At 34.1% G+C, this 15,511-nt stretch carries 19 protein-coding genes and 1 tRNA gene; 8 read left to right on the forward strand and 12 right to left on the reverse strand.

The window, feature by feature from the left end; translation table 11 throughout:
- The first annotated feature begins 59 nt into the window (after positions 1-59).
- The 5 genes from V4D30_RS03850 to V4D30_RS03870 all read left to right on the forward strand — a co-directional run bounded on the left by V4D30_RS03850 (position 60) and on the right by V4D30_RS03870 (position 3,419).
- Positions 60-131: transfer RNA gene (locus V4D30_RS03850), tRNA-Gly, on the forward strand.
- Positions 132-149: 18 nt separating this feature from the next.
- Entirely contained in the window at positions 150-935 is a 786-nt protein-coding gene (locus tag V4D30_RS03855) for a tRNA (adenine-N1)-methyltransferase (protein ID WP_353684930.1), read from the forward strand.
- A complete protein-coding gene (locus V4D30_RS03860; protein WP_353684931.1) occupies positions 932-2,236 on the forward strand; it encodes a radical SAM protein in 1,305 nt (434 codons plus the stop codon). The genes V4D30_RS03855 and V4D30_RS03860 overlap by 4 nt, the downstream gene beginning before the upstream one ends.
- A gap of 30 nt (positions 2,237-2,266) precedes the next feature.
- Complete coding sequence (locus V4D30_RS03865; protein ID WP_353684932.1) at positions 2,267-2,743, forward strand: hypothetical protein; 477 nt, start codon at positions 2,267-2,269, stop codon at positions 2,741-2,743.
- Position 2,744: 1 nt separating this feature from the next.
- Positions 2,745-3,419: a hypothetical protein gene (locus V4D30_RS03870; RefSeq protein WP_353684933.1), complete on the forward strand. Its 675-nt coding sequence runs from the start codon at positions 2,745-2,747 to the stop codon at positions 3,417-3,419.
- On the opposite strand, the gene V4D30_RS03875 is transcribed toward V4D30_RS03870, so the two are convergent.
- From V4D30_RS03875 to V4D30_RS03895, 5 genes are read right to left on the reverse strand one after another with little or no spacing between them, the layout of a single operon-like run.
- Positions 3,394-3,885, reverse strand: a complete 492-nt coding sequence (locus V4D30_RS03875; protein ID WP_353684934.1) for a tetratricopeptide repeat protein — start codon at positions 3,883-3,885, stop codon at positions 3,394-3,396. The two genes, V4D30_RS03870 and V4D30_RS03875, sit on opposite strands and share 26 nt — an antisense overlap.
- 19 nt (positions 3,886-3,904) lie before the next feature.
- Entirely contained in the window at positions 3,905-4,318 is a 414-nt protein-coding gene (locus V4D30_RS03880) for a hypothetical protein (protein ID WP_353684935.1), read from the reverse strand.
- Positions 4,315-5,220: a tRNA (guanosine(46)-N7)-methyltransferase TrmB gene (trmB, locus tag V4D30_RS03885; RefSeq protein ID WP_353684936.1), complete on the reverse strand. Its 906-nt coding sequence runs from the start codon at positions 5,218-5,220 to the stop codon at positions 4,315-4,317. The genes V4D30_RS03880 and trmB overlap by 4 nt, the downstream gene beginning before the upstream one ends.
- Before the next feature lie 46 nt (positions 5,221-5,266).
- A complete protein-coding gene (locus V4D30_RS03890; protein ID WP_353684937.1) occupies positions 5,267-5,623 on the reverse strand; it encodes a hypothetical protein in 357 nt (118 codons plus the stop codon).
- Positions 5,601-5,771 carry a hypothetical protein gene (locus tag V4D30_RS03895; protein ID WP_353684938.1) on the reverse strand — a complete coding sequence of 57 codons (171 nt, stop codon included), beginning with the start codon at positions 5,769-5,771 and terminating at the stop codon, positions 5,601-5,603. The genes V4D30_RS03890 and V4D30_RS03895 overlap by 23 nt, the downstream gene beginning before the upstream one ends.
- Positions 5,772-5,887: 116 nt before the next feature.
- On the opposite strand from V4D30_RS03895, the gene V4D30_RS03900 reads away from it, so the two are divergent.
- Together V4D30_RS03900 and V4D30_RS03905 are read left to right on the forward strand one after the other, a co-directional pair.
- The gene (locus tag V4D30_RS03900) at positions 5,888-6,190 is read left to right on the forward strand and encodes a hypothetical protein (RefSeq protein WP_353684939.1); all 303 of its coding nucleotides are present in this window, start codon (positions 5,888-5,890) and stop codon (positions 6,188-6,190) included.
- Positions 6,191-6,491: 301 nt separating this feature from the next.
- Positions 6,492-6,965, forward strand: a complete 474-nt coding sequence (locus tag V4D30_RS03905) for a transposase (protein WP_353684940.1) — start codon at positions 6,492-6,494, stop codon at positions 6,963-6,965.
- Between the two features lie 344 nt (positions 6,966-7,309).
- Here the strand turns inward: V4D30_RS03905 and V4D30_RS03910 are convergent, their stop codons facing one another.
- Positions 7,310-7,945, reverse strand: coding sequence for a hypothetical protein (locus V4D30_RS03910; protein WP_353684941.1), 636 nt, complete (start codon positions 7,943-7,945; stop codon positions 7,310-7,312).
- A gap of 175 nt (positions 7,946-8,120) precedes the next feature.
- Between V4D30_RS03910 and V4D30_RS03915 the strand changes: the two genes are divergently transcribed.
- Positions 8,121-8,606, forward strand: a complete 486-nt coding sequence (locus tag V4D30_RS03915; RefSeq protein ID WP_353684942.1) for a hypothetical protein — start codon at positions 8,121-8,123, stop codon at positions 8,604-8,606.
- A 101-nt stretch (positions 8,607-8,707) separates the two neighbouring features.
- Here the strand turns inward: V4D30_RS03915 and V4D30_RS03920 are convergent, their stop codons facing one another.
- From V4D30_RS03920 to rimO, 6 genes are all read right to left on the reverse strand, one after another.
- Entirely contained in the window at positions 8,708-9,223 is a 516-nt protein-coding gene (locus V4D30_RS03920) for a zinc ribbon domain-containing protein (protein ID WP_353684943.1), read from the reverse strand.
- 11 nt (positions 9,224-9,234) lie between these two features.
- Positions 9,235-9,861 (reverse strand): zinc ribbon domain-containing protein, encoded by a 627-nt coding sequence (locus V4D30_RS03925; RefSeq protein ID WP_353684944.1) that lies wholly within the window; start codon positions 9,859-9,861, stop codon positions 9,235-9,237.
- A gap of 85 nt (positions 9,862-9,946) precedes the next feature.
- Positions 9,947-10,486, reverse strand: coding sequence for a hypothetical protein (locus V4D30_RS03930; protein WP_353684945.1), 540 nt, complete (start codon positions 10,484-10,486; stop codon positions 9,947-9,949).
- A 173-nt stretch (positions 10,487-10,659) separates the two neighbouring features.
- Positions 10,660-13,284, reverse strand: a complete 2,625-nt coding sequence (locus tag V4D30_RS03935) for an autotransporter outer membrane beta-barrel domain-containing protein (protein WP_353684946.1) — start codon at positions 13,282-13,284, stop codon at positions 10,660-10,662.
- Positions 13,285-13,406: 122 nt separating this feature from the next.
- The gene (locus V4D30_RS03940; protein ID WP_353684947.1) at positions 13,407-14,234 is read right to left on the reverse strand and encodes a site-2 protease family protein; all 828 of its coding nucleotides are present in this window, start codon (positions 14,232-14,234) and stop codon (positions 13,407-13,409) included.
- Positions 14,231-15,511: a 30S ribosomal protein S12 methylthiotransferase RimO gene (rimO, locus tag V4D30_RS03945; RefSeq protein WP_353684948.1), complete on the reverse strand. Its 1,281-nt coding sequence runs from the start codon at positions 15,509-15,511 to the stop codon at positions 14,231-14,233. The genes V4D30_RS03940 and rimO overlap by 4 nt, the downstream gene beginning before the upstream one ends.

The raw sequence follows: 15,511 nt of genomic DNA on the forward strand, positions 1-15,511 counted from the left end.
AAATTCTCCAAAAGTTGACATATTTTAATCTATGATGATATAAAAAACTATATACCTTTGCGGGCGTAACTCAGCGGGAGAGTGTCAGCTTCCCAAGCTGAAGGTCGCGGGTTCAAATCCCGTCGCCCGCTTTTTTATTGGAGGTCAGCTTGTCAGTATTCAAAGAAGGTGATTTAGCTCTTTTGATAGATTCAAAGGAAAGAAAATATCTTGTTACTTTAAAAAAAGACGCTTCTTTTTCATTCCATAAGGGTAATGTTTACTTCAATGAAATAATAGGCAAGCCCGATGGAACTAAGATTAAATCATCTCACGGGGAGACTTTAACTGCTTTTCGCCCTACCCTTGAAGAATACATTCTTAAAATGAAAAGAGGAGCTCAGATAATATATCCAAAAGATATTTCAAGAATTATCACCCTTCTTGATGTCTTCCCTGGAGCAAAAGTATTTGAAGCTGGAACAGGCTCTGGAGCCTTAACTCTGTATCTTTTACGAGCTGTTGGAGAAAAAGGCAAGGTTGTCTCATACGAAAAAAGGCAGGATTTTTATGAAAATGCGAGGATAAATATTGAAAAATTTATTGAAAATGAAGCTGCAGGACAATTAATTCTTTTAAATAAAGACATTGCTGAAGGGATAGAAGAGTCAGACTTTGATAGAGCAATTCTTGACCTTACAGAACCATGGCTTTTTCTTGATAAGGTGGTAAATGCTTTAAAATCTGGTGGAATTATAGGATGTTACCTGACAACAGTTTTACAGATATATAGTTTGATGGAAGAATTTGAAAAAAACTTCTCTCAAAAACTTCATAAAATCGGCATATTTGAAATTCTTGAAAGAAAATGGGAAAAACAGGGTCTAAGCCTCAGGCCAGCCTTAAGAATGGTGGCTCATACAGGATTTATTGTTGTCTTTAGAAAACTTTCATGACTGTCAGGTGTCTTCTTGTAAATCCCTGGATTTATGACTTTGCTGCCTATAATTTCTGGGCAAGACCTCTCGGATTGTTGAAAGTGGCTGAATTTTTAAGTCAATTTAACTTTGAACTATTCTTAATAGACTGCTGTGATTCCTTTAGAGTGAAAAAATATGGAACAGGAAAATACAGGGCAGAAGTTGTTGAAAAACCTGAAATTTTAAAAAATATACATAGAAAATATAAAAGATACGGATGCAGTAAGGAAGAATTCATTGAAAAATTAAGCCTTGCTGATTCTGTTGACCTTATCCTGGTTACTTCTATTATGGCTTACTGGTGGTACGGAGTAAAGGAAGTTATAAAAATTTTAAGAGAAAAATTCAAAGACATTCCAATTATTCTTGGAGGAATTTATGCTACTCTTTATAAAGAACATGCAGAAAAAAATACCAATGCTGATTTTATTTATGAAGGACAGATAGATAATAGATTAATTAAAACAATTGAAAACTTTGGATTAAAGCTTAAAAGAATAAACGACAAGCCAAAATACTGGTGGCAGATGAGTTTTTATAAAGAAATGCCTTATGCTCCGATTTTAACTTCCACAGGATGTCCTTTTAGATGTTCCTACTGTGCTTCTTCCCTGTTATATAAATCCTTTGAACAAAGAAATATAGATGAAGTAGTTGATGAAATTGAAGGATTATACAGGCTTGGAGTAAGAGACTTTGCCTTTTATGATGACGCTTTATTATATAAAGCTGATACTCATATAAAGCCTTTGCTTGAAAAACTACTTAAAAAGAATTTACAGGCAAGATTTCACACTCCCAATGGACTTCATGCCCGCTATATTGATAGAGAGCTTGCTCAGTTAATGAAGCTTACAGGATTTAAAACTCTGAGACTGAGCCTTGAAACAGTGGACATAAAAAGGCAGATAGAAACAGGAGGAAAAGTTACCTCTGATGAAGTTGAAAGAGCAGTTTTTTATCTTAAAGAAGCAGGATTTTCTTGTCAGGAAATAGGAGTTTATGTAATGTATGGGCTCCCTGAACAAACTCTTGATGAAGTGAGAGCTAGCGTAGAGTTTCTTAGAAAATTAAGAGTTCGCATTCATTTAACAGAGTTTTCACCAATTAAAGGAACCTATTACTGGCAAAGGCTTGTAAGGACCGGCGTTATTTCCGAAGATTTAGATCCTCTTTTGACAAATAATTCAATTTTTTCAGAGATTTTTGCTGGATATTCAAGAGAGGAATTACAAAAATTAAAACTTGATGTGAACAACTTTAATCTGATATTATAGACAGCAAAGTTTTTAGCCTGGAGGAATCAAGTGGAAGAAAAAAAATTAGCAGAATTAATAAGAACAATCATCAGAGAAGAAGTCAGAGCCATTGTTAAAGAAGAACTAACCGAAATTATTAGAGAAGAAGTTAAAGCAATCGTTAAAGAGGAAATCAAAGGACTCGTTAATGATGTGGCTATGCTGAAAAATGATGTGGCTATGCTGAAAAATGATGTGGAAGAAATCAAGAAAGAGATGGCTACAAAAGCTGAATTAATGAGTATGGAGCAAAGATTCACTGCCTCACTTGAAAAACTAAGAGAAGCACTCAGGTTTTCCATGTTAGAAGTTCATAGTGATTTAGAAGACATAAAGGTTAAGTTAAAAATGTATGACTTTGACTTTTTGCTTAAACAAAATGATCATCTTGCAGGAGTTTTAAAGGATTTACTTGAAGAAAGAAAAGCTTTATCGCAGAGAATGAAAGACTTTGAAAGCAGGCTAAAAGCTCTTGAAGTAGCATAAATTGATAGCTCTATTTTTTGCTACTAAAAAAGAATGTGAATTAATCATTAAAAGCTTAAACAATAAGCAGTTTTTTTCCATAAAAACTGTATCATTTATAAAAGGCAAAATAAAAGATGTTGATTTAGTTTTATGTATCTCAGGTATTGGAAAAACTTCAGCAACCTTATCCTCTGTAATCTGTTTTGAAAATTTCTCTATAAAAGGGGCTATTGTATCAGGCATAGGAGGTGCCTATCCTTCCTCTGGGCTTGAGATAGGAAGTATTGCAGTAGCGGAAAAGGAAATCTTTGCTGACGAAGGACTGTTAAGAAACTGTCATGATGCTTCAGATTCTTTTATTTTTTTCAATCTTGAACAAATATCTCTTTATGTACCAGATTTTTTGAAAAATCTTCCTAAAGGAACATTTCTCACTGTTTCATCCTGCACAGGAAATCTTGAAAGAGCCAGACTCCTTGAAAAAAAGTTCAATGCTCTGTGTGAAAACATGGAAGGTGCAGCAGTTGGAAGAGTATCTAAAATTTATAATATTCCATGTATTGAAATAAGAAGTATCAGTAATATGGTTACTGACAGAGCAGAACTTTTAAGTTTAAAGGAAGTGGCAGAGAAATCTTTGATTGTTCAAAAATTTATTATTGAAAATCTTACACTATTTGAAGAGTCTCTTTAATCTCTTCAATAATTTTTGTCACGCTGTTTTTTAAATTTGGATAATTCTCTCCAGAATACTTTATAAAAGCTTCATAATGTTTTAAAGCATCAGACTTTTTATTCATTCTATAGTAAGTTACCGCAAGATTGTAATTTGTTTCAGGATTTTCAGGGTCAAGTTCAAGGGCTTTTAGAAAAAATCCCACAGCTTTTTCATACTCTTCTTTATTTAGATAGACAAGCCCTATATTTGCATATGGCAAGGCAAAATCTTCTTTAATTTCAATGGCTTTTTTAAACTCTTCTATTGCTTCTTCAAATTTACTGAGATAAAAAAGAGCAAGCCCGTAATTGTTATGAAGTTCCGCTAAATTAGAGTTTTCCTGAATTAGCTCTCTATAAATTTTGCAAGCTTCATCAAACTCTTTATATCTGAGCATTAAGTTTGCTTCTTCAAATCTTGTTTCAAAATCCTGCTTTTCCATAAGAAAAATTATATCAAATCTACTGAGGTTTTGTATACATATACCATGGTTTTTCCGTAGCTCTATGAATGCCACATAATTTTGCCACTGCATCAACTATTTGATTAGCATTAAAAGGTCTTACAATAATATTGTCAACCATTTTATCCTGAATAAGCTTTACTATTTCCTGTTTGGCAGTATCAGCTGAGATTATCAAAAGAATTTTAATCTTTGATTTATCCCTAATTTTCTGTAAAAAAGGAATTGTGCTTTCACCATCAATCTGAGAGTCAATTATCATTCCACAAAAATTTACGTCTGATTCAAAAAGCTTTTCAATTTGATAAACATGATCAAAATATTGCAGTGAGACTTCTGAAAGATCCTTCAAAGCCCAGTTAATAGTGTTTTTAATATCCTTTTGAACACATACAAGAATCTTCTTTTTCATGATCTCTCCTTTCCAATTATTTTAGCTAAAAAATTTAAAGCCTTCTGGATGCCTTCAGTTTTCAAGACTTCACTAAACTTAGACACATCTATTATAAAATAATCATTCTTTTTCTTCACAGTTACCATAAAACTCTGTAAAAAACCATTCTCGCTGAGTAAAACTTCCACAGCATAATCCTGTCCCTTTTTCCATATAGAAAAACATTTTATATAAAGAGCCTCTTCAATTTTAAATTCCTTGTAGGCTACGAGTTCTACATCTACTCTGTCTGCTGAAATTCTTACAGGATACAACTCAGACACCTCCTTTATTTCATTGATTTTCAATGTAATGGGCTCTTTTTCTTTTTTAAGAACAATATCCCATATATTTTTGCCCATTGATAGCCATCTTTTTTCATATTTTGTTAAAGGCTCATTTATTGTGGGATTTGAAACATTTATGGAAAAACAGTTTAAAAAACTGGCTTCTTGCAGTGTGAACTCAACAAAGGAGTAATCATCAGTTCTTATTTTAACTTCACCATCATTAATTAATTTTTTTGCATAAACATAAAGATTTTCCCTTCTTGTAAGTCTTCGTTCAGCATGGGACTTTTTAAACCATGGGTCAGGATAGTTCATTATTATTTTTTTAACGCTATTGTCCCTGAATAAAAGCTGGAATGCCCAGTATGCATCAAGACGAATACAATAGATATTATTGATTTTCTTGAGCCCACACTTTTTCAAAAGCTTATTTACTGGAATCCATGATTTTTCAATGCCAAAAAATATCTCATTTCTGTTTTCCTTTGCAAGCTTAATTAAAAAATCTCCTGAACCAAAACCAATTTCAACTACAAGATTTTCAAACTCAAGAGGTTTCTGAGTCTTACGATAATCGATATAGTTTTGCATAAATAAAAAATTTACTGACTTGCTTTATTTTGATTTTGAACACCTTTTATTTTACTACAAACTCAACAGAATCAACTATTGTGTTTTCACTATTTATAATTGCAATTTTATGAACACCCTTTTCAGGTTTCCACAAAAAAAACGAATTTTTTATGCCTGTTTTTTCATCATTTAAAACCCTTTCATATTTATTGCTTTTAGGCTTAAACTGAAATGTTACAATTTGATTATCTTCAGGGATATCAGGGTCAATGGCAATTACTGCTCCATCCACAGGATAGACTATGCGAGGTTTTTCTGAAAAATCTTCTACAACTATGGAAGAGTCCATCTCTGTCCCTTTAACAAACCACTCTGTTCTGTCAGGTTCAATTCTGTCTTTAAATATAACTTTTGCCCACACACCAGTTATCTCTCATATCTTTACTCGTGCCTGTTTTGACTGCTGTCCAGAATCTCGTTGAAAGAGGGTTTTCAAGCCCGAAAGTTTCACTTCTTGCCTCTCTGTCTGAAATTATACTGGAAACAATAAAAGCTGATTCTTCCTTCATAACTTGCCTGTATCTTTTTATTCTTTGTTCAGGGACAAGGAAGTTAAAATAATCTTGTGTCTGTGTATAAAATATATGGTTTTGAAAATAAAATAACCTGAATGAGGAAAAGGGACATGGAAAACCACAAGGAACTCTATGAAGCAGCAAAGGAAGAAATATTCAGGCAGGCAGTTGAGAAGGTGTTTGGAGATACTTTAATGGGTAAGCATCCAGGTATAAAAAGGCTTCTTGAGGAAACGATTAACCAGATAATGAAATCCGAAAGGCAGATATTTCTAAAAAATAACCCTGGGAACAAGGCCAATGGCTATTACCCTCGTCAGCTCTCTGAAGGCTCCTTCTGCCTTGACCTTAAGTCCAAACAGGAATCCCTGACGTCAGGGGCTCTTTGTTTGTCATTCCGAGCCTGCCCATAATTTGTCATTCCGAGCCTGCCCATACTTTGTCATTCCGAGCCTGCCCATAATTTGTCATTCCGAGCGAAGCGAGGAATCTCCTTTGTTTTTTTTGGCATTGAAAGACTCAGAGATTCCTCGGGTGGGATGCCACCCTCGGAATGACAACCCTAAGGTCCAAACAGGAATCCCTGAAGTAAGGGGCTAAGACCAAGGTAAATCTCAACCATAATGAATGGGGATAGACCTTCAGGGGCAGAAGGATATCTATGGATTTTATGAGTTTTTTGGCTCAGAGAGTAAGGAAGGCTGAGAGCATCAGTTGTGTTTTGTGCATTTAAAGAGAAACATAAGGAGGAATATGGGAAAGGAGGCATCCAAGGAGTTTCTCAAAAAGCTTCATCAGATAAAACAATTCAGTGCAGGTCTTGAGGAGGCTGTAGAGAGGTTTAAAGCCCTCTGCGATAGATACCAGAGAAGTTATCCTTATTTTATGAAAGAACTTAAGGAGAAGGCAGAGAAGTATTTTAATTTCCTTAGATATCCTGAAAATATAAGAAGACACATATACACAACCAATGCAGTAGAGAACTTTAACCGGAGGATAGAGGAGATAAGGCTCAGGCTTGGAGGATACTTTCAATCAGTTGAAATACTTGAGATGAATCTGTTTTTGCAGAGGGAGCGATTATTACAGGGCAGATGGAAAAAACCCGTCCCTATACTCAAGGCTAATGCCTATGAACTCAGACAGATTTTTAACAGAAAATTCTATGGCCAGACACAAAACTCTTGACAAGTGCCAAAGACGCAGTTATTGCAGGTCCTCCTGTTGAAAAGAAAAACTTTTGACTGCCTGTTATTGGTTTACCAGAAAGAGTTTTAAGTTCAGGCTTTACTGTAAACTCGCACTTTATGCCTGCTGCCAGATCCTTACCAAAATCGTATACCCAGGCTTGAACTTGAAAAGAGAAATAGAAGGATAAAAGTTAAAAAAATTTTTTTCAACATAATTAATCCTTTGATAGAATTCTATCATTAAAAAAACAATTTTTCAACTATTCAGATTTGCCTGAACTTGTTTCAAAATATTTAGTTTCAGGCAAAGATGGTTCTAAGCACTAATCCATAAATTTATTCTCAAGTTCTAACAAGAGTTTTAAAATAGGAAACGAAATCCTTAACAAATTTTAATGCTTCTTCCTCTGTTAATATAGACCACCATGTATCAACGCTTAGCTGAAGATCATTTTCTAAGTCAATATCAAGATGATGAAACTTTCCATTCTGGTCATAAACTAATTTATGATTAAAAGGAATTTCCTTGTCCTGTTTAACTTTGAAGTTTATTAAGTCATAATTTTTAAACCTTCTAAAGTCTCCTTTAAAGAGACTTATGCTGACATTTTTGGTAATATTAACTCCGTATTTGTCGTACTTTGTTGGTTCCTGGTAATAATAACAAATATATTGAGTAAAAGTTGAAGCAGGGACTCTTTTAAATTCAGCTTTAATAAATTTTTTACCTGAAATATCTTCTATCTTTTCCTTCGGGAATATCTCGCATGGATTTAAAGACCCCTTAAATACAGATTGATAATCTATTTTCTGGAATGGTTGCTCAACAGATTTTTCTTTAGCTTCAGTAGGTGCATAGGTTTCTTTAATTGTCTCTTGTTTGCTGATGGTGCCTTTCTCTTTCAGCAAGAAAATACCCATAAAGACTATTACTAAAACTACAGCGATTATTATCAAGTAAATTTTAAAATTTTTCATAAAAATACCCTCCTGCTTTAAATTTCCAGCAACAATAAAAAATACCATTTAATAGTTTTTGTTTCAATAGTGTTTATGAATTTATAAAAAATTTTTATAATCGTTAATCTTGCAGTTTGAATTTAAAAATTATACAGTTGGAATAAGAATAAAATATAAAACAGGAGGAAGCAGAATGGATAAGAAAGTATTATTAGTATTTTTAGCAATTGCTTTTCTTGTCTTGTTTGCATCACAAACTCAGGCTCTTGTTCCTCTACGCTGTGGCAATGTATTGCTTGGCGGATTTCCTGAGGCTCAATCTCCTGATGGTTTTATTCTTGGAATGGGAGGTGTATATGGTCGCGCAAAAAATGTAAAAGTAGGAGATGTGATATGTGTGAGATTTAATTTAATGCACAATTCAAACAAAGTTATTAAGTTTGACTCAAATGGAGTGTTTGTAGGGGCAAGATTGAATTCAACCAACGACGCCAATAACAGAGATTTTGGGCATCAATACAGAAACTACTCATGGTCACTGAATCAAAAATTTATTAATTTTGAAGCAACAAAAATTGTTGACCGTCCTGGTGTATGGAGGTTCTGGCCTGCCTATCATATTAACGGACATTATGGACCATTCAGATGGCATGAAGTGGTCGTTAATGTAGGGAATTAAAAAATATAAGCCTCATAGGCAATTGCCTATGAGGCTTCTTTCATGTAATCTAAACTATCAGCAGCCTCTACATTTTAGAATAACTTCTTTCTTTGAAGGATTTATTGAGGCATAACTTGCCTCCCGCATTTTACGCAAAACTTTGCTCCCGGGGGAATGACAGCTCCGCACTCACAATGTTGGGCTGTTGAAGGCTTTTTTTCTGTTTGAGCTTCCTCTTCTTTTATCTCAACTTTCTTCCCACACTTAACACAAAATTTAGAACCTTCAGGAATTATAGCTCCACATTCACATAAATTTGTAGCTTTTGATTCTGCCTTCAATCCTTCAATTTCCTGCTGCGTTTTTGCTTGAATCTCAAGGATTTCCTGTTCTTTTTCTTTAATCTGCCTCTCAAATTCTTTAATTGCTTCTGCTTTTTCTTTAAGCTTATCTATATCAATAGTCTCAGAATTAATCATTTCATAAACAATACTACCCAATTCTTCAAAGGCTTTTCTTTTTTGTTCCTGAATTTTACTTATCTGTCCTTTTATTTTTGTTATTTCAAGTGTTTCTTTTGCTTTGATGCTTACCTTATCTATGCCTTCCTTGAGTTTGTCAAAAAACTCTACCATGCTTAATCTCCTTATTCAGGAAATTTTGTCCCGCATTCTTTACAAAAGACATTGCCTGCTTCATTTTTTGCTCCACACTCAGGGCAGAATTTAAATGCTGATTCCGGTGGTTTCTTAACAGAGGTAGTTACAGAAGCTTCACTCTGTGTAAGAGAGTAAACATTTACAGCAACTGCAGCAAGCAAAAGAAGCAAGGTAAGATAAAAACCAAGTAAAAAATCAAGCTGAATAAGTCCCTGTGATTTCTGCACCAACTCATTTTCAAGTTTAAATTTTTGAAGTATTACAAATATAAAACCTGCTACTGCTGATATGCTTGTAGTAAGTGAGCCTATTCTGCCTTTTACAAAACTTAAAACAAGACCCGTAATAACACAAACAAGTGCAAGGATAACATATAGTTGAGGGTCAATTTTTCCCTCCTTTGGTGATTTAGAAGGAACATTTTGCATTCCATATTGCCCCATTCCAAACTGGCTTTTAAACATCTGGGGTTCTTCAAGAGTTTTTCCTGTGACAAATTGAATTCCACTTATACTTGCAATTTTGTAGTTCTGACATGATACATTTACCCAGGGAAGAAAAAAACATATAACAATAAGACCATATAATGCTGGTGAAATTACTCTTCGGAACATAATTTACCTCCATAGATATTTTTAGGTAAATTATATATTTTTGAAAGATAAGTGTCAACTGGTATAATTAAAAGAAGCTTTAAGATTAATTTGGGGTGTTTTTACTATATCCCAAAACTTCAATTTTTTCATAATAAGTATATGTTCCGCTTTCATCTCCGCGGACTGTATAACCTTTAATTTTTATCCGCATTCCTTTTTTTAAGAAATACCTGTTTTTGTGATTGACTTTTACAAGTATAAATGGAGGCTCTCTTTTTTCATTATTATTCAAAGTATCCCATTTTATGTATCTTGTTATTTTCAAAGCATCTTCAGAACTGATACCTTCGTAATCTGTTAATTTTAAGATATAGTGTGGAGGCATAATCCGGTCTTTTCCTGCTGAACCAGACATCCCTGAAATTCCTTTTATAAACTTTTTCGGATACCATTCTATTTCAGAGATTGTCCCTGTTATATCATATTTATCAACTGATGGAAGAGGAACAGAATAGGCATTATTCAAAAGTATGCCGAATGTAAAAATAAAAACTGATGCTTTCTTCCAATCAAAAAGTATGCAAAAAAGTAGCAAAGGTGAAAGCCCGCAGCAACCCTCCAATCTCAGATGATTTTTCTTCAAGAACACTTCCTCCTAAAAGCGATAAAAACCCCAGAAAGTAGCACAATATTCCATTCTTAACCTTTCTTATGTTTTGGATTAAGAGTTAGTTTGTCTTAATTCTCCACTTTCTCTGTTTAAATCTCTATTGGTATCAAATCTGCTTTCTGCATCACGCAAACAAAACTCATTTATTAAAATTTATACTTTAACTGAGCTCTACCACTGTAAGCTTTGTAATCAGAGTTAAAATCTGCCTTTATTCCAAGATTTAAATCCAGACTATCAGAAATAGTTATTTTTGTCCCTGTATCAAAAGATAGTGTTGTATCTGCAATATCTTTTTGAAGTTTGTAACTTGTCGTATCTCCTTTTATCCAGTTTGCAACGCTTATATCGTTGTCTGTTATTGCTTGTTCAAGCCTTATTAAACCATAAGCCTCTACCGCCTTGCTTAATTTAGCAAAAGCTCCCATTGAAACAATAGCTTTCCATATATCTAAGCTATCAGGATCATAATACCTTTCAAATGATGGGTTATCTTTGACTTCTGTCCAAAAACTATCGCTTTCGTAGTGACTATAACTGAAACCTATTTCAGGAATAAGTCTGATGTTATCCTTCACAAAGACTTTTCCTGCAAGTATTTCACCATATACTCCCCAGCTGTCATAATCAGCAGTTTCTTTTAAATCATAGTTTAACCCTGTCCAGCCATTGTATCTGTTGCTTGATTTATGAACTTCTCCATTAAGCCTAAGATGGTATTTATCAGGTAAACGATACATTAAAGCAAACCCGCCTATGAGTGTTTTTATTTCTCCACTGTCAGCTCCATCAACTTTATAATAAAGATTGCTTTTTACATATCCTGCATAGGCATCTACGCTTAATTTATCTGTAATATATCCACCAATACCCAATGCAGTTCCATACAGATCAGCATTAAAGCCTATTCCACCATCTTCAACTCTTGTATAAACTGGCATTAACCATATACCATAATTGGGCGTATTTTTTGAGTTTTTTAAGCCATAATCAACATCAGTTGCCAGTGAAGCAAGCATAACAGGCATATCATTAGTTTTATTTGTTAGCAGTATGTAAGGTGATGTATATGGCATCTGTTGTGCAAGGACCTGATGAAACTGCCCTGTTAAAAGTAATCCAGAAAAAAATCCGTTTACGGATGGCATAATTGCGCTGTTTTTATCTCCGGCAGGATTGTATTTAAAAATTACCGCTGAATTCTCTCCAAGCGTCAGAGGATCTACCCAGCTTACCTCAATATTAGGATTGACATAACCTCTTTCAAGACCTCCCCACTGCCCTGTAACTGTTCCACCATCATTTTCTATAAGAAAATATGGAGTGTTAAGTTTTAAGTTTCTAATGTCTGCTCTTGCTATCAATACTGTTCCATTTAAGTCTAAGGTTGATCCACTTGCTACATATATAGGTCTTTTATCAGGTGTAACTCCAGGTGTGCCAAAGGTAATTGCAAATTTATCTTGTAGTTTTACATCTGCGTTGTTTTCCATATAAAGAGTTCTTAAATCTCCACCACTAATATTGCTTTCTACCCAAGCATTGCCATAGTTAGACAAGACCACATTTGAGTTGTTTACATAAAATACATAACCCTTTAAGTTTGATGTGTCTGCACCATCTGGCAGATTAACAGAAAGTTTTATATTCCCATTGTTTACAATATTTGCATTAAAAAAGCCATCTTCTTTAGTTAATGCTAAACCGTAAATCTCGTGGGAAGAATTTTTAGAACTTGATTGTGCTTTAATCAATATGTTTTTATTGTTTGTAAAGTCTAAATTTGTATCTTCAAGCACTAAATAATTTAAACCGTAAGCAGTTGTATTGCCTCCTGATATTGCTGTAACATTAATATCTCCATTGTTGATAAAATTGATATTTGCAGGAGATTCATACAAGCCTACTATCCATGTATTTATACCATAAGCTTCTGCATTACTGTCAGGGTTAGTTGCTATTGCTTTGACTGTAATCTCACCATAGTTTATATTTTCCGAAGGAGGTTCTCTAAATAAATTATCAATTCCATAAACAACTGAATTATCACCAGATTCTGCATTTATGATAAACTTTCCGTAGTTATAGAAATTACTTAAACCATGGTCTCCTCTTTCAAATCCTGCAGCCTTTGCATCTGTTATACCCTTTGCATTTATCAAAAAGTTTCCATAATTTCTTAATGTGCCAAAACTTGAATGTATGCCTGAAAAACCATAAGCGCTAACAATTGCGCCTTCTGCATTTATATTAAAAACGCCCCTATTTTCAAAACTTTCAAGTTTATTACTAATATAAAAGCCATAAGTACTATCTATCCCCTGCGTGTTAATTAATATATTTCCATAATTGACAAAAGAGGTTTTTATATCACCATAAAATCCATAAATAGAGTAATAATTATTCTGGTCTGTTGTTGCGTTTAAAATTAAATTTTTAGACGGTTTTATTTCTAAGTTATTTATGTCCCTATCTTTAAAATATATTAAAAAAGCAGATCCACTATCGTTAACATTATTAACACTAACATTTACATCTGCGTTTATTGTCAGATTGTCCAATAAAGTAGACGAGTTGTTGAGATAAATCCCATAGACAGGTCCGCCAGCATTGTCAGATACATTAATGTTGTTGTTAACTGTTACAGATGTTTCAGATGAGTCAATTACCAGCCCTTTGACCTCTGCGGAGTAAACAGATGCAGAGAAAAAAACTTGAAACAGAAAAACTGGCAACAAAAAAAAGGCTTTCGTTTTAACTTTGTTTCCCATCGCAACTCTCCTTTTGTTTTGTTTAGAATTTATCAAAATTTTAAAAAAAGTCGCTCCTTAATTCAAATATTTTTTTGGACAATCCCTTCTTTCTATGAGAGATTTTTACAAACTTTTTAAACCTAAAACTTAAAAGGCGCTGGGGTAAATGTCAAAATAAAAATTACAAAAGATAATGCTCCTGTTATTCTTCTGGTTAATGGTAGTTCGGTTTCCCAGACCAGTATAGGAGGGTGATCTAAACCTAAAAAGAGAAGAAGCATTGCCCATACAAGCCATCCATACCAGTAAAAAATTCCTAACACGGCAACTATAAATAGCATAATTCGTGAGATATAAAAATGCCATCTTCCAAACAATGCATAGGCAATATGGCCTCCATCAAGCTGTCCAACAGGCAAAAGATTCATGGAAGTTACAAAAAGTCCTATCCATCCAGCAAAGGCAACAGAGTGTAAAAGAACATCATGACCCTGAGGAACACTTCCCAGTGTAAGCTTCACGAGCAGTGAAAAAAGAATTGAGTCTCCAAGCATAAAAAAATCTTCTCCTGCCGTTAAAGTAACAATCTTTGACATTTTTAGCCCAACTATGCAAGCAACAAGGGATAAAACAAAGCCAACCAGCGGACCTGTTGCGCCTATGTCTATGAGTGCCCTTCTTGTAAGAATGGAGGATTTCATCTTTATAAAAGCTCCGAATGTGCCGATTATTGAAGGTGCAGGAATGAAATATGGCAGTGTTGCCTTTGTTCTGTGAGCCTTTGATGCAAAGTAATGTCCCATCTCATGTCCAAGTAAGATTGTCATTATGCTTAATGAAAAAGGATATCCTTCCCATAGCCTCAGTGGTTCTTTAAATAAATTTATCCCCTGTTGAACTGCTCCTGCAAAAAGAGTTGTAAAAACTGTGGCAATAAAAAGAATTAAAGGTATGAGATTCCTTTTCACGAAACAATAACTCCTTTAAGATCATATTCATAGGCTTCAGTTATGAGCAGTTTTAGTTTTTCTCCTGCTTTTAAGTTTGATACATTTTCCAGTATTACCACGCCATCAATCTCTGGTGCATGACAGTAAAGTCTTGCCATTGCCATATCAGCATCAACATAATCTATTAGGGCATCAAAATTTTTGCCAACGAGTGCTCTATTTTTTTCAAGGGATATTAAAGCCTGTCTTTTCATTATCTCATCAAATCTTCTATTTTTAACACTTTCAGGAATCTGCCCTTTTAGACTGTAAGCTTTTGTGCCTTCTTCTCTTGAGTATTTAAAAACTCCAAGTCTGTCAAACTGAAGCTCTTCAATAAAATCAACGAGTCTCTGAAACTCATCTTCTGTTTCAGTAGGAAAGCCAACAATAAAGGTGCTTCTCAATGTTACTCCCGGTATTGCTTCTCTGATTTGCCTTATCTTTTTAAGATAATCCTTCCGTGTTCCCCTTCTTCCCATGAGCCTCAGTATCCTTTCTTCACTGTGTTGCATTGGTATGTCAAGATATTTAACAATTTTATCATTTTCTGCCACTGTTTGAATAATAGCCTCATCAATCTCAGTTGGATAAAGATAAAGAAGTCTCACCCAGAAATCACCACTTATGGAGCATAAATCTTTAAGAAGCTCTGGCAGTCCATATCCCTTTAAATCTTTTCCATACTGGGTGATATCCTGAGCAACGAGAATTAATTCCTTTATTCCTGAGGAAATAAATTTTTCAGCTTCTTTAAGTATTTTTTCAGGCTCTATGCTTCTAAAAGGACCTCTTACCTCTGGAATTATGCAGAAACTGCATCTTCTGCTACATCCTTCAGCTATTTTTATATATCTGTAAGTTGGTGGCTCTGCTGTATATTGAAACTCTTGAAGTTTTTTGCCTGAGTATTCTTTGAACTGTTTCATGTAATTTAATATTTTACCTGTTTCATCAACACCAAAAAGGGCATCAATTTCAGGTATCTCTTTTTTCAATTCATCTCCATATCTTTTCGAAAGACAGCCAAAAACAATGAGCAATCTGTCAGTTTTAAACTTTGCTGCTGTAAGAATCTCATCAATGGATTCTTCCTTTGCATCATTTATAAAACAGCACGTGTTGATAAAGACAAAATCTGCTTTTTTGAACTCCTCCACATATAAAAATCCCTCTGCTGTGAGTTCATTTATCAAATGCCTTGAATCAACAGTGTTTTTTGGGCATCCCAGTGTAATTACTGTAAAATTTTTCAT

Origin of the sequence: Thermodesulfovibrio sp. 3907-1M (assembly GCF_040450955.1) — a bacterium.
GTDB lineage: Bacteria > Nitrospirota > Thermodesulfovibrionia > Thermodesulfovibrionales > Thermodesulfovibrionaceae > Thermodesulfovibrio > Thermodesulfovibrio autotrophicus.